The following is a 22,862-nucleotide window of genomic DNA, read 5'->3' as shown; positions in this document are numbered from 1 at the left end:
CCAGGAAGGAATGGTACCGCCTCCCCGGATTGAACGGGGGACCTCTAGATCCACAATCTAGCGCTCTAACCAACTGAGCTAAGGCGGCAGGGCCGTTGCGGACGCGGCGGGAAGCGGCGTCCGAAAACGGGCGGAACATAGGTCGAGACGGGCGACATGACAAGCACCGATTTTATCCTGTGGACAGCCCGGCAAAGCCCGCCCGCCGTAAAGCTCCATTGTCCAAATGGCACTTAACCATGCCGCCCGATGCGCCAGGGAAGTGCCGGCGCGAGGGTGGATTCGGCGTCACAGGCACTATATTGAAGAACACATAAAGAACCCGGACTTTTGTGACGATATGGCACAGATCCGGGATAGCGACCGATACAGGCAGTCTATGAATGAGACCTGGAACACATCGCCGAATGCCCAAAAGGTGCTGCGGCATGCCGATGAGGCGCGCCCGGCATGGTTGTGGTCGAGCGATGGCCAGCGCCTGATCTGGAACAATTGGGCCGCCGGGCTGTTCCTGGCCCGGCTCAAGAAGCAGGGGCTTAAACGCGCCGAGCCGGCCATCCCGATCAAGGGGCAGGTGGCGCGCATTATCCGGCTGGGCTCCAGCGGCCGCTCCAGCCTGGCGCGCATCCAGTTCCTGGCCGGCGAAAAGCCGGTTTCGGCCACCTGCACCACCACGCCGCTGAAGTGGGAAAATGACGAGACGGCGCTGCTCATCGTGGCCGTCGACCCGATCGATCCGGAGGTGCTGGACACGGCGCGGGATGAGCTGTCCGAGGCCGACGCCGCTCCCCCCGAGCCCGACGAGGTTCAGCCCGACGCCGGCGAAGCGGCCATCCCCACCGCCGAATTGGCGGGCGACGACCTTTATCGGCGCGAATTGCGGAGCTGGCAGGATGCCGATGCGGAAGCGGTTTACGAGCCGGCATCGCCGCGCCCTCCACCTGCGGTAGAGAACGACGAATCCGATGGCGGGGAGACGGTGCCTGGCGACGAGGCGGCCGATAATGGTTTCGGCCGGCTCAGCGCGCTGGTGGAACGGCTGGCGGCGGACGAGGCTTTGTATGCGCCGCTGACCGAGGCTGACGATCACCCGCCCGAGCCCTTGGAGACCGTTTCCGAGGAGACGCACCATGGCGAGGATATCGACGGCCGCGAGATCGCGCAGCTTTATCGGGTGACGGGCCGCGGCTTCACCCCGCTCCGCGCCGCAGCGGTGGAAGAGGAGGAGCCGGAAGAGGAGGAGGAGCCGGAGGAGGAGCAGCCGGAGCCCTTGTCGGCGGAGGAACCGACCGAGGCCGAAATCGCGCCCCCTGCCCCGCCGGAAAAGCCGGCGGAAGCCGATATGGTCGAGCGGGTATCGCGCTATAATTTCGATGAATTGTCGCGCATCCTCACCGACCGCGTGGGCGAGCGCAGTCCCCAGCAGCCCGATAGAGCGCCGCCGCCGCCCAGCCCGCAGGCTGTGCCCGGCGCCTTGATCAATCTGGGCGGCGAGACGCTGGTGCTCAACCGGCTGCCGCTGGGCATATTGGTGTTCCGCGACCAGCAGATATTGTTCGCCAATCGCGCCATCACCGAAATGGTGGGCCATGATTCGGCGGAAGGGCTGCGACAGGCGGGACTGGCGGCGGTTTTCCCCGCCATGGGCGATGACGGCCACGAGGCCGGCCCGGTCAACCATCTGGTGCAGCGCGACGGCACATTGGTGCCGGTGACGGCGCGGCTGCAATCCATTTCCTGGCAGGGCCGCCCGGCGCTGATGCTCTCGGCCAGCACCACCGAAGTGCGCACCGGTCACGAGGAGGCGGTGCGCGCCTTCGCCCAGAGCTTCGCGGATATCCGCGGCGATGGCTTTGTCGAAGCCAGCCGCTCCGGCACGGTCAGCGGCGCCAGCGCCATGGCGGCATCGCTGCTGGGCGGCGGCAAGCCGATGATTGGCAAGCCGCTATCCGCCCTGGTTGGCGAGGACGACGCCCTGGCCCTGCGCGCCTTTCTCGAACGTCCGGCACGGTTTGCCGAGACGGCACGCCCGAGCCTGCCCTTGCGCTCCGCCGATGGGCGCGCCGATATCCTGCTTTTCGCGCTGGGACAGGCCGGCGTGGTCAGCGGCTATTTCGGCCTGGTCCATCCGCGCGAAACCACTGCCCCCGCCCGCCTCGGCGGCCCAGCGGATATGGACCCGGCGCTGCTGGCGCGGATCAGCCGGGGGGTGCGGCGCCCCCTCAATACCATTGTCGGCTTTTCCGACCTCATCCAGTCCCAGGCCTTCGGGGCGCTGGGCAATGAGCGTTACGAGGGCTATGCCGAGGACATTGCCCGGGCCGGGCGCGAGATCGCCGCCCTGGTGGACGAACTCGACGATTATGCGCGGCTGCGCGACGGGCGCTACCTGCCGCAGCGGGCGAGCCTCGACCTCACGAGCCTGCTCGAAAGTTGTGTGCGGCGCGTGCGCGGCCAGGCCAATGCCGGCCGGGTCATCGTGCGCAATGCCATTTCCGAGACGCTGCCCCGCGTCACCGCCGACCGCGCCTCGCTGGCGCAGGCCGTGCTGAACCTGCTGGCCAGCGCCATCGACCAGACGCCGATGGGCGGCGCCGTGGTGATTTCGGCGCAGCGGCTCGATGACGGCGCCATCGCCGTGCATGTGCGCGATTCGTCCGCCCATGCGGTCGACATGGCCGAGCGTTTCGTGGTGTTCCGCGATGGCGTCGATCGCGACGGGCAGGTTCTGGCGCCGGTGCGCTCCAGCGTCGGGCTGGCGCTGACCCGCTCGCTGCTGGCGGTCAATGCGGTGTCGCTGTCGGTCGATCCGGCCGGCGCCGAAGGCCTGCTGTTCAGCCTCAAGATTCCGGCCGATCTGGTGGATGAGCGTCCCGCCCTGCCGCAGCCGGAAGAAAATTAGGGAAAAAACCAGGAATGCCCCCGGCGGCCGCGGGCGGCGCCATGGTTCCGGTCATTCTTGCTGTCCGGACTGTCGATTAGGCAAAAGTTTGACATGCCGGGCAGGTGCGCCGGCACTGCCGTTTGGCCTATAGCTAGGTCAGGGCGAAGGAAACGCGCCCGGTTCGTGGAGACGATGATGACCAAGACCAAGATCCTGGCCCTGGCGGCCGCCGCCCTGCTTCTCACCGCCGGCGCCGCCATGGCGCAGCCCACGGAAATCCGCATCGCCGTGGCGCTGGAGCCGCCGGCCCTGGACCCGACCGCCGGCGCGGCGGAAGCCATCGATATCGTGGTCTATCAGAACGTCTTCGAGGGCCTGACCCGCATCGACCAGAACGGCGCGGTGCAGCCGGGCCTGGCCGAAAGCTGGAGCGTCAGCGAGGACGGCCTCACCTATACGTTCGCCCTGCATGAGGGGGTGACCTTCCACGATGGCAGCGCTTTCGACGCCGAGGATGTCAAATTCACCTTCGAGCGTATCCTCGCCGCAGACAGCGTCAATGCGCAGAAGGCGCTTTATGAGCCCATCGAGGCGGTGACGGTTCTCGATCCGCAAAATGTGGAGTTCAAGCTATCGCGGCCGGACGGGCTGTTCCTGTTCAATCTGGGGCGCGGCGATGCGGTGATCGTGGCGCCGGAAAGCGCCGACAACAATGGCACCGACCCGATCGGCACCGGGCCCTTCGCTTTCCTGCAATGGGATCGCGGCAGCCGGGTGATCCTCGAGCAATATGGCCCCTATTGGGGCGAGAAGCCCGCCTTGACCAGGGCCAGTTATCTGTTCATCGGCGATACGGCGACGCTGACCAATGCGCTGCTGGCCGGCGATGTCGACGGCACCAATAATTTCGCTCCCGAGGCGCTGGCGGTGTTCGAGAACAATCCGCAATTCAAGGTGCTGGTGGGCTCGACCGAGGGTGAGACCATTCTGGGCACCAATAATGCCAAGGCGCCATTCAGCGATCTGCGGGTGCGCCAGGCCATGGCCCATGCGCTCGACCGCCAGGAAATCATCGATGGCGCCACCTATGGCTATGGCGTGCCCATCGGCAGCCATTTCGCCCCGCACCATCCCTATTATCTCGACCTGACCGAGACCTATCCCCATGACCCGGACGCGGCCCGGGCGCTACTGGCCGAAGCCGGCTATCCCGACGGCTTCTCGGCGACGCTGAAACTGCCGCCGGTCGCCTATGCGCGGCTTTCCGGCCAGATCATCGCCAGCCAGTTCGCCCAGGTCGGCATAAGGCTGAATCTGGTCAACATGGAATGGGCGCAATGGCTTGAGGACGTACTGACCAACAAAGATTTCGACCTGACCATCGTCGCCCATGTCGAACCGTTCGACATTGGCATCTATGCCGATCCCAATTACTATTTCGGCTATGACAATCCCGACGTTCAGGCCCTCAACGAGACGCTCAATGCCACCACGGACGAGGCCGAGCGCAAGCGCCTGGCGCAGGACCTCCAGACCATCATCGCCCAGGACGCGGTCAACGGCTATCTGTTCGAACTCGCCCAGACCGGCGTGTGGAACGCGCGGCTCGAAGGCATGTGGCCCAACGCCCCCATCGAGGGCGTGGTGCTGCGGGATATCCGCTGGGTGGAATAATAGGGGCACAATCTGGCCCCAACCACAGGCCCGCCCCCTCCCCCTTGAGGGGAGGGAAGGGGTGGGGATGCTGCGGCCTCCTCAAACCCCGCGCTGGTTGATCATCCGACACCCCCATTCTCGATCCCTCCCCTCAAGGGGGAGGGAGGCGCTGGAGGCGAAGCCCTTTCGGAGCGAGGTTGCTCCTTGATCCTCCACCTCCTCCGCCGCCTCTTGGGTTTTGTCGCCACCCTGTTCATCGCCGCCCTGGTCATCTTCGTCCTGCTCGACCTTTTGCCCGGCGATCCGGCGCGCTTCATCCTCGGCATCAACGCTTCCGAAGCCAGCGTTGCCGCCTTGCGGGCGCAGATGGGGCTCGATGCGCCGGCCCATGAGCGGTTCCTCGCCTGGATATTCGGCATGCTGCAGGGCGATTTCGGCATGTCGGCCACCCAGCGCGTCGCCATATCCCGGCTGATCGCCGACCGTATGGCGGTCACCTTGCCGCTGACCGCGCTGGCCATGGCGCTGTCCATGGGCATCGGCCTGCCGCTGGGCATCGTGGCCGCCATGCGGCGCGGCAAGGCCACCGATACCGGCCTGATGGTGCTGGCGCAGACCGGCATCGCCATTCCCAATTTCTGGTTCGGCATGCTGCTGACACTGGTTTTTGCGGTAACGCTGCGCTGGCTGCCGACCGGGGGCTTCACCCCCTGGCAGGAGAATTTCTGGCTCGCCTTGCGCGGGCTGATCCTGCCCGGCTTCGCTTTGGCATTGCCGCAGGCTTCCATTCTCGCGAGGGTCATGCGCACGGCCCTGGTCGACGTCACGGGACAGGATTTCATCCGCACCGCCCGCGCCAAGGGCCTCACGCTGGGTGAAGCCGTGTGGCGGCACGGGATACGCAATGCCATGCTGCCGGTGCTGACCATTCTCGGCCTGCAATTCGCCTTTCTCATCGCCGGCACCATCATCGTCGAGAACGTCTTTTACCTGCCCGGCCTCGGCCGGCTGATCTTCACCGCCATTGCCGAGCGCGATCTGGTGCTGGTGCGCAGCGCCACTATCGTGCTGGTGCTGGCGGTGACGGCGACCATGTTCATCACCGATCTGCTCTATGTTCTGGTCGATCCGCGCCTCAGGAGGCAGGACGCATGAACTGGCGGCGCTTGCTCAACCATCCCAGCCTCGTCATCGGCTTCGTGGCGGCGACATCATTCGCGCTGCTCGGCCTGCTCTCGCTGGTCTGGACGCCCTATCCGATCGAGCAGATCGTCATCGCCCGCCGCTTTCTCGGCCCCGGCGCCGGCCATTGGCTGGGCACCGACCATCTGGGCCGCGACATGCTCTCCCTGGTCATGAGCGGCACCCTGACCAGCTTTCTGGTCGCGGCATCGGCCCTGGGGATCGGCGTCGGCATCGGCGTGCCGATGGGGCTGGCGGCAGCGGCCTGGGGTGGCGCGGTGGAATGGCTGGTGCTGCGGATTTCCGACGTCACCTTCGCCTTTCCCTCGGTGGTGATCGCCATTCTCATCGCCACCCTGGCCGGACCCGGCGAAATCAACGCCATCATCGCCATCGGCATCTTCAACATTCCGGTCTTTGCCCGGGTGGCGCGCGGCGGCGCCCTGACCGTGGCCACGCAGGATTATGTGGCGGCGGCGCGCCTTGCCGGCCTCGGCAACACGGCCATCGCCGCGCAGCATCTACTGCCCAATATCATGAGCCTCATCATCGTGCAGGGCACGATCCAGCTCTCGCTGGGCATTCTGGCAGAAGCCGGTCTGTCCTATATCGGGCTCGGCACCCAGGCGCCGGCCACCAGCCTCGGGCTGATGCTGCGGGATGCGCAGAGCCTGTTCCTCATCCATCCCTGGCTCGGCATCGTGCCGGGCCTGACCATCGTGGCCATTGTCATCGCGCTGAACATTGCCGGCGACGGGCTGCGCGACGCCATGGACCCACGCCTGCGCCGGGAGGGGCTGAACCATGGCGCTGGTTGACATCGACAAACTCACGATCCGCTTTGGCGGCCAGCCGGCCGTGTCGGCGCTGTCGCTGCATATCGAAGCAGGCGGCCGCTTCGGCATTATCGGCGAAAGCGGCTCGGGCAAGTCGCTGACGGCTTTGGCCATAGCCGGCTTGCTGCCGGACACGGCGGACGTCGCGGGCACGATCCGCTTCGATGGCACGCCCCTGCCCGGCGACGAAAAAACCATGGCGCGGCTGCGCGGCAAGCGCATCGGCATGGTGTTTCAGGAACCGATGACGGCGCTCAATCCGCTGATGAATATCGGCGACCAGATCGGCGAGGCCGCCGACCTGTCGGACAGCGGCGCCGATATAGATGCCCTGCTCGGCGAAGTGGGCCTGCAACCCGATCATGCCAGGCGCTTTCCGCACCAGCTTTCCGGCGGGCAACGGCAGCGGGCAATGATCGCCATGGCGCTGGCGAGCGAGCCCGATCTACTGATCGCCGACGAACCCACTTCGGCGCTCGATGCCATCACCCAGCGTCTGGTGCTCGATCTCATCGCCGCGATCTGCGATCGGCGCGGCATGACGCTGTTATTCATCAGCCACGACATGCGCGCCGTGGCGGCCTTGTGCTCCCATATCGGCGTCATGCAGGCCGGCAAGCTGGTGGAAACAGGCGAGACGCGGGCGGTGCTGCAAAATCCGCAGGCCGAATATACCAGGAAGCTGGTGGCGGCTAGCCGCATGGAACGGCGGATTTCGCGCCCGCGATCGGGCGCGCCCCTGCTCGAGGTCGACGGCGTCAGTCGCGACTATGGGCAGGGCGGGTTCTGGCTCTGGGGCCGCAAGCCGCTGCGCGCGGTCGACAGGGTCAGCTTTGCCGTGGGCGCCGGCGAATGCGTGGCGCTGGTGGGGCCGTCGGGCTGCGGCAAGACCACATTGGCGCGGATGATCGTCGGGCTGGACAGCGCCACGGAAGGGCGGATGCGCCTCGATGGCCAGTCCTATCGCGGGCGCGACCTGCAACCGCCGTTGCGCGCCGGCCTGTCGCTGGTGTTTCAGGACCCGTTCAGCAGTTTTGACCCGCGCATGAGCATCGGGCAATCGCTGGCCGAACCGCTGCACCTGCTCGGGCCGCTGGCAGCGGCGGAGCGCGCGGCCCGGCTGCATGACGCCATTCTTTCAGTGGGCCTCGACCCGGCCATGCTCGCCCGCTATCCGCACGAATTCTCCGGCGGTCAGCGCCAGCGCCTGGCCATTGCCCGCGCCATGGTGACCCGACCGCGCTTCGTGGTGCTGGACGAGCCGGTTTCCGCCCTCGACGTTTCGGTGCGCGGCGAGGTGCTGACATTGCTGGCGCGGCTGCAAGCGGAACACGGCCTCACCTTTCTCATCATCAGCCACGACCTCGACATGGTGGCGGCGATGGCGGATCGGGTGCTGGTAATGGAGGCCGGGCGGATCGTCGAAGAGGGTACGCCGGACGCGCTGTTCGCCCAACCGCAGCATGCCCTGACCAGGGCGCTGATGGCGGCGAGATTGCCGGATGTGGCGTGAGACTCCAGGGTGCCGAACCCGCACCATGAGGTCGTGGGCTCGGTGTCTCCGACCTCGCACTTCGACAAGCTCAGGGTGAGGTCCCGAATGTCCCTGCTCCCGGAAGGTTAGGCACCTGCGCCTCCCTCCCCCTTGAGGGGAGGGATTGAGGGTGGGGGTGGCGGAGCGAGGGCGGGCTACCGGATGTGTAGGAACCGCAGCACCCCCTCCCCGGCCCTCCCCTCAAGGGGGAGGGGGCGAAGGAGCGCCAGAATCCTTTTGCAGCTCGATTCTGGCCCACCGCGTTCTGTGCTGGCCGATCAGCGGCTCACCCCCCGCTCGTCATGGAAAGCTGAAACACCCTATTCCCGCCCGAACACCAGCACCGTCTCCACATTCCCGTCGCCGCCGGCAATCGGCGACACGATCTTGGTGCGCCGCGCAAATCGCGCGGCCTCGACAAAGGCCACGACCTCGCCCATGGTCCGCTCGCTCGCCGCCTGATCCGAAACGATCCCGCCCTTACCGATGAAATCCCGGCCCACCTCGAATTGCGGCTTGAACAGGATCACGGCTTCGGCCTGCGGCCCGCACAAGGCCAAGGGCGCGGCCAGCACTTTGGTGACCGAGACGAAGCTGACATCGCAGACCAGCAGGTCCACAATGTCGGGAATGGTCGCGCGGTCCAGGTCCCGCGCATTCATGCCCTCAAGGCTCACCACCCGCGCCGCGCCCCGCAGGCTGTCATGCAATTGGCCGTGGCCGACATCGACGGCATAAATTTTTGCCGCGCCGCGCTGTAGCAGCACCTGGGTGAAGCCGCCGGTGGAGGCGCCGATATCGAGGCAGGTCCTGCCCGCCGGGTCGATGCCGCCCGCTTCCAGCCCGGCAATCAGCTTCAGCGCCGCGCGCGACACATAGGCGGCGGCCGGATCGTCCAGCGTCAGCACATCCGCTTCGCCCACCATCTGGTTGGGCTTTTTCGCCAGCGCGCCATTGACCTGCACCGTGCCGCGCCGGATGGCGTCGCGGGCCCGGGCCCGGCTGGGCATCAGCCCGCGCTGTTCCAGCATCAGGTCGAGCCGGATACGGCTCAACCGTTTACCAGCCGCTCGATCTTGGCGCGCGCGGTGTCGCTGGCTTCCTCATAGGAAATCGTGCCCTGGAAAGAGCCATCGGCCTTGATCAGGAAGGTCAGCGCCGTGTGGTTGACGAGATAGAACTCGCTGTCGACGTCCCCGGCCTTTTCCGAGAACACGCCGAACGCTGCCTTGACCCGGTCGGTCTCGGCCTGGTCGCCGACCAGTCCGATAACGCTCGGATCGAAGCCCTCGACATATTCCTTGACCATTTCGGGGGTGTCGCGCTCGGGGTCCACGGTCACGAAAATGATGCGCAGATCGTCGGCGTCGAGCCCCAATTGCGCCCGCCAGGCCGTGGTTTCGGCCAGCGTTGTCGGGCAGACATCGGGGCAGAACGTATAGCCGAAAAAGATCAGGCTGGGCGTGCCGCGCAGATCGTTCTGCGTGAAGGCGCCGCCCTTGGTGGAGGCCAGCGCGAATTCCTGGCCGGTCAATCCCAGCGGGCGCTGCGGCGGCTGGAACAGATAGAGCGCCGTGGCCCCGATCGCCGCCACGGCCACCAGCACCCACAGCACGACCCGGAAATTACGCAGGGCTTTATTGGTCATTGTCACGCCTCAAAGATCACACCCATACCCGTCACAGCCTTATTGCCGGCTCGTCCCGGCGATGACGGCAGCGCGAGAGAATTTTCACCTTGATGCGCGCGCGAACCGCGCCAGGCAACAGGCACATTGCCGCGCCCGGCCTCAGGTCGCGTCGAGCGGCTCGGTGCCCATGGCCTTGCCGTCGCGGGACAGCGTGATCTTTTCGATCCGCGCCTCGGCGGTCTTGAGCAAGGTCTCGCAATGGGCCTTGAGAGCCTCGCCGCGCTCATAGATGGCGATGGATTCGGCGAGCGGCGCCTTGCCGCTTTCCAGCTTGGCGACGATCTGTTCGAGCTGTTCCAATGCCGCCTCGAAGCTCAGCGATTTCACGTCATCGTTATCGGCCATCGGCGCCCCGCTCGTTCGGATTTATCGCTACCCGCGCAGCAGCGTCGTCACATGATGGGTGACGCCGCCGGCCAGGCCCTTGAGGTCATAACCACCTTCGAGCAGCGACACAATGCGGTTGGCGCAGCGCCGCCCGGCTATGTCCATCAACTTTCCGGTGAGCCAGGCGAAATCGGCATCCACCCATTCGAGCTGCGCCAGCGGATCGCGGTGATGGGCGTCGAAACCGGCCGAAATCAGCAAAAGATCGGGCGAGAAATTCTCCAGCGCCGGCAATATTCTGTCGTTATAGGCCTCGCGCATCGCCTCGCCGCCCGATTGGGCCGGCAGCGCCGCATTGACGATATTGCCCATGCCGGTTTCGCGCGGATGCCCGGTGCCGGGGAACAGCGGCATCTGGTGGCTGGAAGCATAGAAGACGCTGGGATCGTCCTTGAAAATGTCCTGGGTGCCATTGCCGTGATGCACGTCGAAATCGACGATGGCCACCCGGTCGGCGCCATATTTCCGCTGCGCTTCCCGCGCCGCCACGGCGATGGTGTTGACCAGGCAAAAGCCCATGGGCGTGGCGATTTCGGCGTGGTGACCCGGCGGGCGGATGGCGCAGAAGGCATTGTCCGCCTCGCCCAGCAGCACCGCATCCAGCGCCGCCAGCGCCCCGCCCAGCCCGGTGGCCACCACGTCGAGCGAGCGCCCGGAAATGAAGGTGTCGCCATCGACCTGCCTGATGCCCTCGGCCGGCCGGGCATCGCGCAGCTGCTGCAGATAGTGCCGGTCATGCACCAGGTCCGCCAGCATCAGGTCGCCATAGGGGGCGTCGCGGCGCAGCAGGTCGTCGAAAGCCGGCGCGGCCAGGGCTTCGTCGACCGCCTTTATGCGGTCGGCGCGCTCAGGATGGCCCGGCGGGGTCTGGTGGTCGGCGAAATTGGGCTGGCTGACCAGAAGGGTTGTCAATAGCGCACTCCGGTTATGGCTTCGTCTTGACGCGGACCGGACCTATTGTCAAACAGCGCGCATGACCGCGCCCGACCAGAAGGAAATCGAAGATGCCGCCGCGCTGCTGCGCCATGGCCGGCTCGTCGCCTTCCCCACCGAGACAGTCTATGGACTGGGCGCCGACGCCACCAATAGCGATGCGGTGCTGTCGATCTACGAAACCAAGGGCCGCCCGCGCTTCAATCCGCTGATCGTGCATTGCGCCGATCTGGCCATGGCCGAAAAGCTGGCGCTGTTTTCGCCACTGGCCCGCCGCCTGGCGCAGGCATTCTGGCCCGGCCCGTTGAGCATCGTCCTGCCGCTGCGGCCCGGCCATGGGCTCGCCGACATCACCACGGCCGGGCTCGACAGGGTGGCGCTGCGCGTGCCCGACCATCCGATCGCCCAGGCCCTGCTCCGGGCCAGCGGCCGGCCGCTGGCCGCGCCTTCGGCCAATCCTTCGGGCCGGCTATCGCCCACCAATGCCGAACAGGTGCGGCGCGGTTTCGCCGGCAATGTGCCGGTGCTCGATGGCGGCGCCTGCCAGGCGGGGGTCGAATCCACCATAATCGCCGTCGATGGCGACAGGCTGATCCAGCTCCGCGCCGGCGCCTTGAGCCGCGACGAGATCGGCAAGGTCATGAACATGGCCGTGGAGCGGGCCGCCAAGGGCGCCGAAATCGCCGCCCCCGGCATGCTGCTCAGCCATTATGCGCCCAATGCCGCTCTGCGGCTCGACACGGCGCCGCGGCCGGGCGAGGGCTGGCTGGCCTTCGGGCCCTCTGCCCCGTTCGAGGGGATCACCCGCAATCTGTCGTCAGGCGGCGACCTGCGCGAGGCGGCGCGCAATCTCTTCGCCATGCTGCATGAACTCGATGCCAGCGGCGTCGGCGTGATCGCGGCAGCGCCCATTCCCGAAACCGGCCTGGGCGAAGCGATCAACGACCGGCTGCGACGGGCGGCGGCGCCAAGGGGATAAGGTCCCGCGCGCTCCTGTGCTCCCCTGCCCCTTGAGGAGGAGTGTTTGCATCGGGGCACTTCGAGCCAAGTTGTCTCGGAACGTGAGACCCTTAGCCCCCTCCCCCTTGAGGGGAGGGAAGGGGTGGGGGTGCTGCGGTTCCTGCACATCCAATAGCCTCGCCCTGGCTCCGACACCCCATTCTCAATCCCTCCCCCTCAAGGGGGAGGGAGGCGCAGGAACCGCCAATCCTGTCGCCGAAACAAGTATCCAGGGACGGGGCGGCTGCGACGGCGCGGGAGGCGTTTCGGACTAGTCCCGCACCTTATACGGCTTCTGGTCGCGCATGAACCGGGCCAGCGCCTCCAGGTCGGCATCGCCGCCCGGGGGCAGCACCACGCGGACATTCACATAAAGATCGCCATCGCCGTAGAGCCCCTTGCCCTTGAGGCGCAGGGCCTTGGACGTGTCGACGCCCGGCGGCAGGTTGAGCTCCACCGAACCGTCCAGCGTCGGCACCCGCACCTTGGCGCCCAGCACCGCCTCGTAAAGGGTCACGGCCACATCGGTGCGGATGTCCTGCCCGTCGCGGCGGAAGGTCTTGGAGCGCTCGAATTTTATCGTCACCAGCGCGTCGCCCGGTTCGCCGAAGGGGCTGGGCGTGCCCTGGCCCTTGAGCCGGATCTGCTGGCCTTCCTCGACCTTGTCGGGCAGCTTGACGTTCAGCATCTTGCCATTGGGCATGCGCACCGGCACCGACGCCGCCTTGTGGGCATCGTCCAGCGACACCGCGATATTGACGATCACGTCGTCGCCCTTGGCCATGCGGGCGCCGCCGCCACCGGCTGTCGTGCCGGCAAAGGGGTCCCATTGCGCGCCGCCCCCCGGACCCCGTGCGCCACCGCGTGGCTGGCCGCCGAAGCCGCTCATGAATTCCTTGAGGATGTCCTCGGCCGAAAAGCCGCCGGCGCCCGGGCCGGCGCCGGGCCGCGCCCCGGTCCTGCCGCCGCCAAAGCCGCCATTGCCGAATCCGGCGAAACGCGGATTGCCCTCGGCGTCGATTTCGCCGCGGTCGAACTGGCCGCGCTTTTCCTTGTCGTTCAACAGGTCATAGGCATGCGTCGCCTCGGCAAACTTGCCATGGGCCGAAGGGTCGTCGGGATTCTGGTCGGGGTGGTATTTCTTGGCCAGCTTGCGATAGGCGGACTTGATGTCCTTCTCGCTTGCGGACCGCGACACCCCGAGTACGGTGTAAGGATCGCGCATTTAGGTCCAATCATCGGTTGGGCGTTGCTCGCCCTGTCATTGAAGTCCTATATGGCCACGCCCCATGGCCTTGTCCAGTTTGCGGACAGCCAAGATGCAGGAATATTCGTCATGCTGCAGACCCTGACCGAGCGCCTCTTCGACGATAGCGACCGCGCCGAGCTCGATCCCTTCGCCCTGTTCGAGGAATGGTTCGCGCTGGCGCAGGAAGCGGAGCCCAACGATCCCCATGCCATGGCGCTGGCCAGTGTCGACGAGACCGGCCTGCCCGATGTGCGCATTGTGCTGCTCAATTACCGCGATGCGCGGGGCTTCTGCTTCTTCACCAATTTCGACAGCGCCAAGGGCCGGCAATTGCTCGCCAATCCGCAGGCCGCCATGGTCATGCACTGGAAGAGCCTGCGCCGGCAGGTACGCATGCGCGGCCCGGTGGAAGTCGTTGCCGAGGCCGAGGCCGACACCTATTTCGCCTCGCGCCCCCGGGCCAGCCGCATCGCCTCCGCCGCCTCGCGGCAATCCCGGCCGCTGGGCAGCCGGCGGCAATTGCTGGAGGAAGTCGCGGCGCTGACCGCCCGGACCGGCGATGCCGAGCCGCCGCGCCCGGCGCATTGGTCCGGCTTTCGCCTGGTGCCGACCAGCATCGAGTTCTGGAAGGATGGCGAATATCGGCTGCATGACCGGGTGCGCTTCACCCGCGAAACCATGGGCGGCGCCTGGAGCAGCGTGCGGCTTTATCCCTAATGGGGTCCGCCAGGTGAACCGAATGGTTGGGGCGCGGCAATTCCGGTCCATGACCGCCCGTTCAAACAAGCGAAAGACCTTTCGCCTATTCTGGGCGCCTTAACGGGGATGCGGCGTCCTTGCGCATAAAGATCAGAACCTCGAAATGGGCCATTTGGGCGCGGCGGCTGGGCAGCGTGGCCGTGCCTCTGGTCCTCTTGCCGGTGCTCATGCACCGCGAAGGCTTCATCGATGCCGCGACCTTCCTCGTGCTGATCCTGTTTGCCGGCGCGCTCGCGGCGCTGGCGGTTCTGGTGTCGCTTGGGGCGCTGATCCGCTTATGGTTCAGCGGCGATCAGGGCTGGAGCCGAGCGCTGGCGGGGCTGTCCCTGGGCCTGGCCTGCGTGGCGCCCTTCGGCTGGTATGGGGCGCTGGCCCTGCGCAATCCGCCGGTCACCGACATCGCCACCGCCCCGCGCAGCGAACTGCCCCTGATCTTCCAGCCCGATACCGCCGCCATGCCGCCGCCGCTGCTGCTGAGCGCCGCCGAGCAGGGCCGGCTGTTCCCCAATGCGGCGACCCGCGATTATCCGCTCGACGTCATCCAGCTCTTCGCGCTGGTCGACCGGCTGGTGCGCGCCAATGGCTGGGATGTGCGCCGCCGCAGCGAGCCGCTGGATTTCTCCGAGGAGGGCCGCATCAATGCCCGCATCGTCACCCTGCCCGGCTGGCAGGACGAAGCGGTGCTGCTGGTGCGCCCGACCCGCGACGGCGCCCGCGTCGACATGCGCTCCGCCTCGATCGGCGCGCCCATCGATTTCGGCGCCAATGGCCAGCGCATCAGCCAATTGCTGACGGCGCTGGACAGCGAGGTCACCGCCTTTCTGCGCGACAATCCAAATATCAGCGAACCGGTAATGCCCGACGTGGTGCCGAACCCCGAAGTGGAAACCGGCGAACGCTGATCAAAGCCGCCTCATTCCCGGACGAGCGTGGTTCGGCCCAAACCCTACCGCTTGCGCACAAATTCCGTGCGCAGCACCAGGCCCTTGATGGCGTCGTGCCGGCAATCGATCTCTTCGGGATTGTCGGTCAGCCGGATCGAGCGGATCACCGTGCCCTGCTTGAGCGTCTGGCCGGCGCCCTTGACCTTGAGGTCCTTGATCAGCACCACCGAATCCCCGTCGGCAAGCAGATTGCCCGAGGCGTCGCGCACCTCGACCGCCTCGGCGGCGAGGTTGCTCACTTCCGAGGCCGGACGCCATTCGCCGGTGGTTTCGTCATAGATATAGTCGTCATTGTCACTGGTCATGACTGGGCTATGCCAGCTTGCCCGCCGTTTGCCAATGGCGGACGGGTTTATCGCGCCGTCAGCGTCCGGCGCACGGCGTCGTCCCAGCCCGCGACCTTGGCCTTGCGGGTCTGCTCGTCCATTGCCGGTTCGAACCGTCTGTCGCGGGCCCAGCCGGCCGAAAATTCCTGCATGCCCGGCCAGATGCCGGCTTTCATCCCGGCCAGCCAGGCCGCGCCCAGCGCCGTGGTTTCGAGAATGGTCGGGCGGTCCACCGGCGCATCGAGAATGTCGGCCAGGAATTGCATGGTCCAGTCCGAGGCCACCATGCCGCCATCGACGCGCAGCACCCTGTCCTTGCCGCCGGTCTGCCAATCCTTCTGCATGGCGGTGAGCAGGTCGCGCGTCTGGTAGCACACCGCCTCCAGTGCCGCCCTGGCGATCTCGGCCGGGCCGGAATTGCGCGTCAGCCCATAGATGGCGCCCCGCGCCTCGGCGTCCCACCAGGGTGCGCCCAGGCCCACAAAGGCAGGCACCATATAGACGTTCTGGCCCGGATCGGCCGATTGCGCCAGCGGCCCGGTCTCGCTGGCATGCCTGACCAGTTTCAGCCCGTCCCTGATCCATTGCACGGCGGCGCCGGCGATGAAGATCGAGCCTTCCAGCGCATAGATGGTCTGGCCGTCGAGCCGATAGGCGATGGTGGTCAGCAGCCGGTTCCGGGACCGCACCATGTCGGTGCCGGTATTGAGCAGCGCGAAGCAGCCGGTGCCATAGGTGGATTTGACCATGCCCGGCTCGAAACAGGCCTGGCCGATGGTCGCCGCATGCTGGTCGCCGGCCACGCCGAGAATGGGAATGGCGGCGCCGAACAGGGTTTCCTCGGTCACGCCGAAATCGTCGGCGCAATCCTTGACCTCGGGCAGCATGGCCATGGGCACGTCGAGCAGGCCGCAAAGCTGCTCGTCCCAGGCATTGCTGCCGATATCGAACAACAGGGTGCGGGCGGCATTGGTGGCGTCGGTCACGTGCTTGCTGCCGCCGGTCAGCCGCCAGATGAGGAAAGAATCCACGGTGCCGAAGGCCAGTTCGCCCCGTTCGGCCCGCTGGCGCGCGCCCGTCACCTGGTCGAGCAGCCATTTCACCTTGGTGCCGGAGAAATAGGGGTCGAGCAGCAATCCGGTCTTGCCGGTCACCAAGTCCTCGTGCCCGAGCCGTTTCAGCTCGGCGCAGAGCTCCGCGGTGCGCCGGTCCTGCCAGACGATGGCATTGTGGATCGGCTTGCCGGTCTGGCGGTCCCAGACGAGGACCGTTTCGCGCTGATTGGTGATGCCGATGGCCGCAATGTCCGTGGCCTTGGCCTTGGCCTGTTTCAGCGCCGCCTTCACCGACCAGACGACGCTGTCCCAGATTTCCTCGGGGTCATGCTCCACCCAGCCGTCCTGGGGAAAAATCTGGGTGAATTCTTTCTGGCCGGACCCGGCAATCTTGCGGTCGCCGTCGAACAGAATGGCCCGGCTCGAGGTCGTGCCCTGATCGATGGCCAGAATATAACCGCTCATGAAATCTCTCCTCCGATCTTCCCTTGCCCCCTTCTCCCACAAGAGAAAAGGAGACAGCCCCGCTAGCCACGCCCCGCGAGATAGTCTTCCAGCCGCGCCACGTCCTCGGCCCCGATCCGCAGCCCCAGCTTGGTGCGCCGCCACAATATGTCTTGTGCATTGCGCGCCCATTCCTGCGCAACCAGGTAATCCACTTCCGCCTGATAGAGATCGGCGCCGAAATGCCGGCCCAGTTCCGCCTCGTCCTGCTTGGCGCCGAGAATGATCCGGGCCCGGGTGCCGTAAAGCCGCAGCAGCCGCCGCAGCAAGCCCGCCGGCAGGCCGGGATAATTCATGCCGAGCCGGCGCAATTCGCCGTCGAAGCCCTTCACCCCGAAATCGCCGCCCGGCAGGGTGCTCTTTTTGGTCCAGGCCGCGCCCTTTTTGCCCAGCACCTCCTCGACCTGTTCCAGCACCGATTCGGCCAGCCGCCGCGACGTGGTCAGCTTGCCGCCAAAGACATTGACCAGGGCGCCGCTGGCCGCATCGCCATCGCGCTTGAGCACGTAATCGCGGGTGGCTTCCTGCGCGGCGCTGGCGCCGTCATCGAATAGCGGCCGCACCCCGGAATAGGTCCAGACGATCGCCTCGCGGGTCACCGGCTGAACGAAATATTCGCTGGCCGCGGCGAGCAGATAATCAATCTCCTCCTCGGTGATCTTCACGTCTTTGGGGTCGCCGTCATAATCGCGGTCGGTGGTGCCGATCAGGGTGAAATCGTCCTCATAGGGAATGGCGAAGAAAATGCGCCCGTCCGAATTCTGGAAGAAATAACAGCGATCGTGATCGTAGAGCTTGTTCACCACGATATGGCTGCCCTGGACCAGCCGCACATTATGCGCGCCATTCTTGCCGATGACGCCGTTGATGACCTCGTCCACCCAGGGCCCGCCGGCATTGACCAGCAGGCGCGCCCGCACGCTGTGCCGCCCGCCCTCGCCATCGAGTTCGATGGTCCAGCCGCCGTGCTCGCGCCGCGCCGAAACCACCTTGGTCCGTACATGGATCGCAGCGCCGCGATCGGCCGCGTCGCGGGCATTGAGCACCACGAAACGCGCATCGTTCACCCAGCAATCGGAATATTCGAAAGCCAGCCGATAGCCGGGCTTCAGCGGCCTGCCCGCTTCGTCCCGGGTCAGGTCCAGGGTCTTGGTCGGCGGCAGCAGGCGCCGTCCGCCCAGATGATCGTAAAGTGCCAGCCCGGCGCGCAGCACCGCCGCCGGCCGCAAGCCCTTGTGATGCGGCAGGACGAAGCGCAGCGGCCAGATGATATGCGGCGCCGCCGACCACAATACTTCGCGCTCGGCCAAGGCCTCATGCACCAGGCGGAATTCGTAATGTTCGAGATAGCGCAGCCCGCCATGGATCAGCTTGGTGGCGGCGGATGAAGTGCCCGAGGCCAGATCGTTCATCTCGGCCAGCGCCACCGAATAGCCGCGTCCCACCGCATCGCGCGCCACGCTGGCGCCGTTGATGCCGCCGCCGATCACGAAAATATCCAGCATGTCGCCGCCTTTGTCCGTCATGTTTCGTTTATACGACACTTGGTTTCGTTTTGTAACATCTCTATTTCGCTTTTTCCGCCATATGAGAGTGGCATTGACCCGCTCCGAACTGGAGGGTACGGCAGGGGACCATTCCCTCCCGGCCCAGGCTTCCCGGCCAATGCTCGACATTCTTGCCGTCATCGCCCCGATCTTCGCGCTCATGGCCTTTGGCTTCGGCGCGGTGCGGCTACGCTTGTTTCCGGCCGATGGCATCAAGGCGCTGATCGCCTTCGTCAACAATTTCGCCACGCCCTGCCTGCTGTTCTATTCCATCAGCACCAGCGATTTCCGCGCGGCTTTCAATCTGGCAATCATCGGCCCCTTCTATCTGGGCGCGATCGTCTGCTTCGTTATCGGCATCGTCATTTCCCGGCGGGCCTTCGCCGCCAAGCCGGGCGAAAGCGTCTCGGTGGGCTTTGCCGGCACGTTCAGCAATTCGGTGCTGGTGGGCCTGCCGCTCATGACGCGCGCCTATGGCGAGGCGGCCATGCCGGTCACCCTCTCGATCATCGGCCTGCATGGCGCCATCCTGCTATCGCTGGGCATGGTCACCATGGAGCTCACCCGCCGCGATGGCCAGCCGCTGACGAAAGCCCTGATCGTGGCGGTGCGCCGCGTCACCTCCAACCCGCTGATCTGGGGCATTGCCGCCGGCATTGGCGGTTCGGTGATCAACCTGCAATTGATCGAGCCGGCCGAAGCCTTCTTCCAGATGATGAGCCAGGCCGTGGTGCCCGCGGCGCTGTTCGGCATTGGCGGGGCGCTCAACGAGTTCAAGCTGTCGGAGAGCTGGCAGCAGGCACTGGTGGCCGCCCTCATCAAGCTCGTCCTGCATCCGCTCATCGCCTATGTGCTGATGATCTGGGTGCTGCACGTGCCTATGGAGATCGCCCGTTACGGCGTCCTGCTGGCAGCCATGCCGGCCGGCGTCAATATCTACGTCTTCGCCACCTATTACGATCGCGGCACCAGCGTCGCGGCCAATGCGATCCTCATCGGCACGATCCTGTCGGCGCTGACCATTTCAGCCTGGCTTTTCGTGTTGCAGTGACATCATCTTTGACGGCAATCCGGCCAAACGCATGCAAGGAAACCATTTCATGACCATCGAAATCCTCCAGACCGCACCGCTCCATGCCCCTTGCCAGGAGGCGCTCGCCGCGCGCTACACTGTCCACAAGCTCTATGAGCAGGCCGACAAGGCCGCCTGGCTGGCCGAAAACGGCGCCCGCATCCGCGCCATTGCCGGTTCCGGCGTCAGCGCCGACCTGATTGCGCAATTGCCCAATCTGGAAATCATCGCCAGTTTCGGCGTCGGCTACGACAATATCGACATCGCCGCCGCCAAGGCCCGCAATATCCGCGTCACCAATACGCCGGACGTGCTCAGCGACGCGGTGGCCGAATATACGATCGGCATGATGATCGGCCTGGCCCGCCGCATTCCGCAGGCCGATCAATTCGTGCGGCAGGGTCAATGGCCCAACCATCGTCTCGGGCTGTTTTCCGAGCTGACCGGCAAGACCGTGGGCATTCTCGGCCTTGGCCGCATCGGCAAGGAAATCGCCAGCCGGGCCCAGGCCATGAAGATGCGCGTCGTCTATCACGGCCGCCACCGCCAGCCCAACGTGCCCTATGTCTATTACGATAATCTCGAAGCCATGGCCCGCGACAGCGACTGGCTGGTTCTCATCGCGCCGGGCGGCAAGGGCACCGAGGGGATCGTATCGCGGAAAGTGCTCGAAGCGCTCGGCCCCGAAGGCTATCTGCTCAATATCGCCCGCGGCACATTGGTCGACGAGCCGGCCATGGTCGAACTGCTCGGCAATGGCGGCCTGGGCGGCGCGGCGCTCGATGTCTTCGTCGACGAACCCAATGTCCCCGAAGCCCTGTTCGGCCTCGACAATGTCGTGCTCTCCCCCCATCAGGGCAGCGCCACCAGCCAGACCCGCGACGCCATGGGCGCCTTGCTGGCGGCCAATCTGGAAAACCACTTTGCCGGCGAACCGCTGATCAGCGCGGTGGCCTAGCTGTCGACGCCCCTCGCTTATCCCGCTCGGGGAGAAGCGAGGGGCAGCCTATTCCAGATTGTCCTGCCGCATGGTTCCGGCGGCATGGATGCAGACCATTTCCAGCCGCTCCGGCTCCAGGGCGGTGAATTTATGCGGCGTGTTCGCCGGCATCACCGCGATGTCGTCCGGTCCCAGCTCGAACGCCTCGTCCCCCGCCACCACGCGCGCCCGTCCACGCTTGACGATCCAGGTTTCGGCATAGGGATGAAGGTGCAGTTTCGGGCCCTGCCCGGGCGCCGCATCCACGGCGAAGAAGGCGATCGGCGCCCCGAAATCGGCGCCTTCGAAGCGAATGGTGCGGCTGTCGCCCGGTTTTTTGTCGGCGGCGGGAACGATATGGACCATGTCGGCAATCTCCTGTCTGTGCCGGACCGACGAACGAGCCTCCGCCATTTCGACACCTCCTGCCGGCAGCACAGGCCATTAACAGCGCCGCGGGAACCCGCTAGCCTGGTTTCGATTCAGCCCTCAAGGAGCAGACGATGAACGAATGGTGGCGCGGCGGAGTGATCTACCAGGTCTATCCGCGCTCGTTTCAGGACAGCAATGGCGATGGCGTGGGCGACCTCGCCGGCATCATCGACCGGCTCGACCATATTGCCAGCCTGGGCGTCGACTGCATCTGGCTCTCGCCCATCACCCAGTCGCCGCAGGCGGATATGGGCTATGACGTGTCCGATTATACCCAGGTCGATCCATTATTCGGCTCGCTCCAGGATTTCGACGTACTGATCGAAAAGGCCCATTCGCTGGGTCTCAAGGTCATCATGGACCAGGTGATCAGCCATACCTCGTCGCAGCATCCCTGGTTTCTCGAATCCAGTTTCTCCCGCGACAATTCCAAGGCCGATTTCTATGTCTGGGCCGATGCCAATCCCGATGGCACCCCGCCGAACAATTGGCTGTCGGTGTTCGGCGGCTCGGCCTGGGAATGGCATACATCGCGCCGGCAATATTACCTGCACAATTTCCTCACCTCGCAGCCCGACCTCAATTTCCACAATCCGGCGGTGCAGGACGCGGTGCTGGAGGTCATGCGCTTCTGGCTGGATCGGGGCCTCGACGGCTTCCGCCTCGATACGGTCAATTATTATTTCCACGACGCCAGGCTGCGCTCGAACCCGCCGCTCGTGGCGCCCCAGGACAAGCCGGCGATCAATCCCTATGACCTGCAAAGCCACCAATTCTCCAAGAGCCAGCCGGAAAACCTGGATTGGCTGCGCAAGATGCGGGCCATGCTCGACGATTATCCCGATGTCGCCACGATCGGCGAAGTCGGCGACGAGGAGCGCGGCCTGGAACTGATGAAGCAATACACGTCCGGCAGCGACCTGCTGCATATGTGCTATTCCTTCGATTTCCTCAGCGTCAAATTCTCCGCCGCCCATTTCCGCTCCAAGGTCGAAGCCTTCTTCGCCGGGGGCGAGAGCGGCTGGCCCTGCTGGAGCTTTTCCAACCACGATGTCATCCGCCACATGACCCGCTGGGCGCCGCACAGCGCCGCCAGCGCCGATCTCGCGCGCCAGGCCATCGCCCTGATGCTCACCCTGAAAGGCTCGGTCGGCCTCTATCAGGGCGAGGAACTGGGTCTGCCCGAGGCCGATATTCTTTATGAGGAACTGACCGACCCGCGCGGCATCCGCTTCTGGCCGGAAGACAAGGGCCGCGACGGCTGCCGCACCCCCATGCCCTGGCAATATGGCCTGCCCCATGCCGGCTTCACCACCGGCACGCCCTGGCTGCCGGTCAAGCATGCCGCCGCCGCGCTCAGCGTCGACGTCCAGAACGCCGATCCCGATTCCACGCTGAACTATTACCGGCGCCTGCTCGCCTGGCGTAAAACCCATCCGGCGCTGAAGATCGGCGACATCGCCTTCTTCGATTGCGGCGAGCCGGTGCTGGCCTTCTCGCGCAGCGCCGGCAACAAGGACCTGATCTGCATTTTCAACCTGGGCGCCGCGCCGCTATCGGTCGTGCTGTCCGGCATCGATCCGGCGCTGGAACCGATCAGCCGCAATGCCGAACTCTCCGGCACCCAGCTCGATCTCGGCCCCAATGGCTTCGCCGTGCTCCCGGCCCCTGCCGGCGAGGGACAGGTGCGGTACAAGGCGGAGTGAAGGCGTGAGGGAGTGCTACATTGGGTGCTTGCTTCGGCGACAGGATTGGCGGTTCCTGCGCCTCCCTCCCCCTTGAGGGGAGGGATTGAGGGTGGGGGTGCCGGAGCGAGGATGAGGCTGCCGGATATGTAGAAACCGCAGCACCCCCTCGCCTTCCCTCCCCTCAAGGGGGAGGGGGCTAAGGGCCT

The 22,862-nt window shown here is 65.8% G+C and carries 20 protein-coding genes and 1 tRNA gene; 11 read left to right on the top strand and 10 right to left on the bottom strand.

Going from position 1 to position 22,862, the window contains the following annotated elements:
* Window positions 1-11: 11 nt before the first annotated feature.
* Window positions 12-88: transfer RNA gene (locus O9Z70_RS02370), tRNA-His, on the bottom strand.
* A gap of 291 nt (window positions 89-379) precedes the next feature.
* Between O9Z70_RS02370 and O9Z70_RS02365 the strand changes: the two genes are divergently transcribed.
* The 5 genes from O9Z70_RS02365 (at window position 380) to O9Z70_RS02345 (ending at window position 8,071) form a co-directional block, all read left to right on the top strand.
* Complete coding sequence (locus O9Z70_RS02365; protein ID WP_286020898.1) at window positions 380-2,902, top strand: sensor histidine kinase; 2,523 nt, start codon at window positions 380-382, stop codon at window positions 2,900-2,902.
* A gap of 174 nt (window positions 2,903-3,076) precedes the next feature.
* The gene (locus tag O9Z70_RS02360; RefSeq protein WP_353057808.1) at window positions 3,077-4,558 is read left to right on the top strand and encodes an ABC transporter substrate-binding protein; all 1,482 of its coding nucleotides are present in this window, start codon (window positions 3,077-3,079) and stop codon (window positions 4,556-4,558) included.
* A 186-nt stretch (window positions 4,559-4,744) separates the two neighbouring features.
* Window positions 4,745-5,695: an ABC transporter permease gene (locus tag O9Z70_RS02355; protein WP_286020897.1), complete on the top strand. Its 951-nt coding sequence runs from the start codon at window positions 4,745-4,747 to the stop codon at window positions 5,693-5,695.
* A complete protein-coding gene (locus O9Z70_RS02350) occupies window positions 5,692-6,540 on the top strand; it encodes an ABC transporter permease (protein ID WP_286020896.1) in 849 nt (282 codons plus the stop codon). Before O9Z70_RS02355 ends, O9Z70_RS02350 begins: the two co-directional genes overlap by 4 nt.
* Window positions 6,527-8,071, top strand: coding sequence for a dipeptide ABC transporter ATP-binding protein (locus O9Z70_RS02345; protein WP_286020895.1), 1,545 nt, complete (start codon window positions 6,527-6,529; stop codon window positions 8,069-8,071). The genes O9Z70_RS02350 and O9Z70_RS02345 overlap by 14 nt, the downstream gene beginning before the upstream one ends.
* A gap of 341 nt (window positions 8,072-8,412) precedes the next feature.
* On the opposite strand, the gene O9Z70_RS02340 is transcribed toward O9Z70_RS02345, so the two are convergent.
* The 4 genes from O9Z70_RS02340 to O9Z70_RS02325 all read right to left on the bottom strand — a co-directional run bounded on the left by O9Z70_RS02340 (window position 8,413) and on the right by O9Z70_RS02325 (window position 11,081).
* The gene (locus O9Z70_RS02340) at window positions 8,413-9,147 is read right to left on the bottom strand and encodes a TlyA family RNA methyltransferase (protein WP_286020894.1); all 735 of its coding nucleotides are present in this window, start codon (window positions 9,145-9,147) and stop codon (window positions 8,413-8,415) included.
* A complete protein-coding gene (locus O9Z70_RS02335; RefSeq protein ID WP_286020893.1) occupies window positions 9,144-9,740 on the bottom strand; it encodes an SCO family protein in 597 nt (198 codons plus the stop codon). Before O9Z70_RS02335 ends, O9Z70_RS02340 begins: the two co-directional genes overlap by 4 nt.
* 141 nt (window positions 9,741-9,881) lie before the next feature.
* Window positions 9,882-10,127, bottom strand: coding sequence for an exodeoxyribonuclease VII small subunit (locus O9Z70_RS02330; RefSeq protein ID WP_286020892.1), 246 nt, complete (start codon window positions 10,125-10,127; stop codon window positions 9,882-9,884).
* A gap of 27 nt (window positions 10,128-10,154) precedes the next feature.
* Window positions 10,155-11,081 (bottom strand): histone deacetylase family protein, encoded by a 927-nt coding sequence (locus tag O9Z70_RS02325; protein ID WP_286020891.1) that lies wholly within the window; start codon window positions 11,079-11,081, stop codon window positions 10,155-10,157.
* Between the two features lie 61 nt (window positions 11,082-11,142).
* On the opposite strand from O9Z70_RS02325, the gene O9Z70_RS02320 reads away from it, so the two are divergent.
* Window positions 11,143-12,081 (top strand): L-threonylcarbamoyladenylate synthase, encoded by a 939-nt coding sequence (locus tag O9Z70_RS02320; RefSeq protein ID WP_286020890.1) that lies wholly within the window; start codon window positions 11,143-11,145, stop codon window positions 12,079-12,081.
* Between the two features lie 291 nt (window positions 12,082-12,372).
* Here the strand turns inward: O9Z70_RS02320 and O9Z70_RS02315 are convergent, their stop codons facing one another.
* Entirely contained in the window at window positions 12,373-13,326 is a 954-nt protein-coding gene (locus O9Z70_RS02315; protein ID WP_286020889.1) for a DnaJ C-terminal domain-containing protein, read from the bottom strand.
* Between the two features lie 111 nt (window positions 13,327-13,437).
* On the opposite strand from O9Z70_RS02315, the gene pdxH reads away from it, so the two are divergent.
* Both pdxH and O9Z70_RS02305 read left to right on the top strand, forming a co-directional pair.
* Complete coding sequence (gene pdxH, locus O9Z70_RS02310; protein WP_286020888.1) at window positions 13,438-14,067, top strand: pyridoxamine 5'-phosphate oxidase; 630 nt, start codon at window positions 13,438-13,440, stop codon at window positions 14,065-14,067.
* Between the two features lie 119 nt (window positions 14,068-14,186).
* Complete coding sequence (locus tag O9Z70_RS02305) at window positions 14,187-15,011, top strand: DUF1499 domain-containing protein (protein ID WP_286020887.1); 825 nt, start codon at window positions 14,187-14,189, stop codon at window positions 15,009-15,011.
* Between the two features lie 44 nt (window positions 15,012-15,055).
* Here the strand turns inward: O9Z70_RS02305 and O9Z70_RS02300 are convergent, their stop codons facing one another.
* The 3 genes from O9Z70_RS02300 to glpD form a co-directional block, all read right to left on the bottom strand.
* Complete coding sequence (locus O9Z70_RS02300; RefSeq protein ID WP_286020886.1) at window positions 15,056-15,358, bottom strand: zinc ribbon domain-containing protein YjdM; 303 nt, start codon at window positions 15,356-15,358, stop codon at window positions 15,056-15,058.
* 47 nt (window positions 15,359-15,405) lie between these two features.
* Window positions 15,406-16,899 carry a glycerol kinase GlpK gene (glpK, locus tag O9Z70_RS02295; protein ID WP_286020885.1) on the bottom strand — a complete coding sequence of 498 codons (1,494 nt, stop codon included), beginning with the start codon at window positions 16,897-16,899 and terminating at the stop codon, window positions 15,406-15,408.
* A 62-nt stretch (window positions 16,900-16,961) separates the two neighbouring features.
* On the bottom strand, window positions 16,962-18,464 hold the full coding sequence (glpD, locus tag O9Z70_RS02290) for a glycerol-3-phosphate dehydrogenase (protein WP_286020884.1): 1,503 nt from the start codon (window positions 18,462-18,464) through the stop codon (window positions 16,962-16,964).
* 73 nt (window positions 18,465-18,537) lie between these two features.
* Here glpD and O9Z70_RS02285 point away from each other — a divergent pair, with 73 nt between their 5' ends.
* Window positions 18,538-19,536, top strand: a complete 999-nt coding sequence (locus tag O9Z70_RS02285) for an AEC family transporter (RefSeq protein WP_286020883.1) — start codon at window positions 18,538-18,540, stop codon at window positions 19,534-19,536.
* Window positions 19,537-19,585: 49 nt separating this feature from the next.
* Window positions 19,586-20,515, top strand: coding sequence for a 2-hydroxyacid dehydrogenase (locus O9Z70_RS02280; protein WP_286020882.1), 930 nt, complete (start codon window positions 19,586-19,588; stop codon window positions 20,513-20,515).
* A gap of 48 nt (window positions 20,516-20,563) precedes the next feature.
* Here the strand turns inward: O9Z70_RS02280 and O9Z70_RS02275 are convergent, their stop codons facing one another.
* Window positions 20,564-20,950: a cupin domain-containing protein gene (locus tag O9Z70_RS02275; protein ID WP_286020881.1), complete on the bottom strand. Its 387-nt coding sequence runs from the start codon at window positions 20,948-20,950 to the stop codon at window positions 20,564-20,566.
* Between the two features lie 89 nt (window positions 20,951-21,039).
* Here O9Z70_RS02275 and O9Z70_RS02270 point away from each other — a divergent pair, with 89 nt between their 5' ends.
* Entirely contained in the window at window positions 21,040-22,674 is a 1,635-nt protein-coding gene (locus O9Z70_RS02270) for an alpha-glucosidase (protein ID WP_286020880.1), read from the top strand.
* The last annotated feature ends 188 nt before the right edge of the window (window positions 22,675-22,862 follow it).

This window comes from Devosia sp. YIM 151766 (assembly GCF_030285925.1).
GTDB lineage: Bacteria > Pseudomonadota > Alphaproteobacteria > Rhizobiales > Devosiaceae > Devosia.
This window is presented reverse-complemented; position numbering and strand designations above follow the sequence as displayed.

Bases quoted from the DNA above. Each gene is read 5' to 3' on its own strand.
- O9Z70_RS02335 (WP_286020893.1), bottom strand. From the start codon at position 9,740: ATGACCAATAAAGCCCTGCGTAATTTCCGGGTCGTGCTGTGGGTGCTG.
- O9Z70_RS02360 (WP_353057808.1), top strand. From the start codon at position 3,077: ATGATGACCAAGACCAAGATCCTGGCCCTGGCGGCCGCCGCCCTGCTT.
- O9Z70_RS02350 (WP_286020896.1), top strand. From the start codon at position 5,692: ATGAACTGGCGGCGCTTGCTCAACCATCCCAGCCTCGTCATCGGCTTC.
- O9Z70_RS02300 (WP_286020886.1), bottom strand. From the start codon at position 15,358: ATGACCAGTGACAATGACGACTATATCTATGACGAAACCACCGGCGAA.
- O9Z70_RS02270 (WP_286020880.1), top strand. From the start codon at position 21,040: ATGAACGAATGGTGGCGCGGCGGAGTGATCTACCAGGTCTATCCGCGC.
- glpD (WP_286020884.1), bottom strand. From the start codon at position 18,464: ATGACGGACAAAGGCGGCGACATGCTGGATATTTTCGTGATCGGCGGC.
- glpK (WP_286020885.1), bottom strand. From the start codon at position 16,899: ATGAGCGGTTATATTCTGGCCATCGATCAGGGCACGACCTCGAGCCGG.
- O9Z70_RS02315 (WP_286020889.1), bottom strand. From the start codon at position 13,326: ATGCGCGATCCTTACACCGTACTCGGGGTGTCGCGGTCCGCAAGCGAG.
- O9Z70_RS02330 (WP_286020892.1), bottom strand. From the start codon at position 10,127: ATGGCCGATAACGATGACGTGAAATCGCTGAGCTTCGAGGCGGCATTG.
- O9Z70_RS02320 (WP_286020890.1), top strand. From the start codon at position 11,143: ATGACCGCGCCCGACCAGAAGGAAATCGAAGATGCCGCCGCGCTGCTG.
- O9Z70_RS02365 (WP_286020898.1), top strand. From the start codon at position 380: ATGAATGAGACCTGGAACACATCGCCGAATGCCCAAAAGGTGCTGCGG.
- O9Z70_RS02275 (WP_286020881.1), bottom strand. From the start codon at position 20,950: ATGGCGGAGGCTCGTTCGTCGGTCCGGCACAGACAGGAGATTGCCGAC.
- pdxH (WP_286020888.1), top strand. From the start codon at position 13,438: ATGCTGCAGACCCTGACCGAGCGCCTCTTCGACGATAGCGACCGCGCC.
- O9Z70_RS02280 (WP_286020882.1), top strand. From the start codon at position 19,586: ATGACCATCGAAATCCTCCAGACCGCACCGCTCCATGCCCCTTGCCAG.
- O9Z70_RS02345 (WP_286020895.1), top strand. From the start codon at position 6,527: ATGGCGCTGGTTGACATCGACAAACTCACGATCCGCTTTGGCGGCCAG.